This is a genomic window from Vibrio sp. Y176, assembly GCF_033438945.1.
Genome location: NZ_JAWOQS010000492.1, coordinates 1 through 720, shown reverse-complemented (window position 1 = coordinate 720; position 720 = coordinate 1). Strand labels below are relative to the sequence as shown.

1 protein-coding gene and 1 pseudogene are annotated in these 720 nt (G+C 42.6%); both read left to right on the top strand.

The window, feature by feature from the left end; all coding sequences use genetic code 11:
* Positions 1-260 (top strand): annotated as a pseudogene (locus R7O13_RS26905) (type VI secretion system tip protein VgrG); the annotation flags it as partial.
* 13 nt (positions 261-273) lie between these two features.
* Positions 274-564, top strand: coding sequence for a PAAR domain-containing protein (locus R7O13_RS26900; protein WP_005499010.1), 291 nt, complete (start codon positions 274-276; stop codon positions 562-564).
* Positions 565-720: the final 156 nt, after the last annotated feature.

Below are 720 nucleotides of genomic sequence, written 5' to 3'. Positions count from 1 at the left end.
TTGAGAACAATAAAGTTGAGAAAGTAACCAACGATGTCACTCAAGACGTTGGAAAAAATGCGATGTTAAAGGTGGGAGAGAACTATACCTCTGACACTGGAAAAGTGTTGTCCCTCAATGCAGGGAAAAGTATTGAAATTAAAGTCGGTGGAGCCTCAATTCAAATGTCGAGTTCTGGCGAAATCAACATTAAGGGCAACAAGATTTCTATCAATGGCTCTGCAATCGCATTGAAAGCAGGACAAATCTCTTTGAATTAAGAGGGAACTGAGAATGGGTAAACCAGCAGCAGTGATTGGAAGTTTTCACCTTTGTCCAAAGAAAACAGGCAAGATCCCTCATGTTGGAGGTCCTGTTGTTATGGGTTCTCCAAATGTAAAAATAGGAGGCATCCCTGCTGCGAGAAAAGGTGACAAACTCGTTTGTATCGGGCCGCCTGACAGCATATCTGCGGGGTCTTCTAGCGTTAAGATTAATGGTAAACCGGCTGCTAGATCAGGGGACTCTACATCTCATGGTGGAAAAATTCTCGTCGGTGTACCGACCGTCCTCATCGGGGGATAGATGCGAATTGGTTTTAAGATGCCTCTATGTCTTATTGACGATGAGGAAGTACAAGTCAGCTCTATTCTCGATGCTTCATTTAGGTTTTCCGGTGAAAAAACACAAAACGTTAACAATGAAGTTTATGAAGAACGACTTTTTAAGCTGATTGCGTCA

What these genes read in the sequence shown, in the direction of transcription:
- R7O13_RS26900 (WP_005499010.1), top strand. Translation starts at nt 274, where the DNA reads ATGGGTAAACCAGCAGCAGTGATTGGAAGTTTTCACCTTTGTCCAAAG.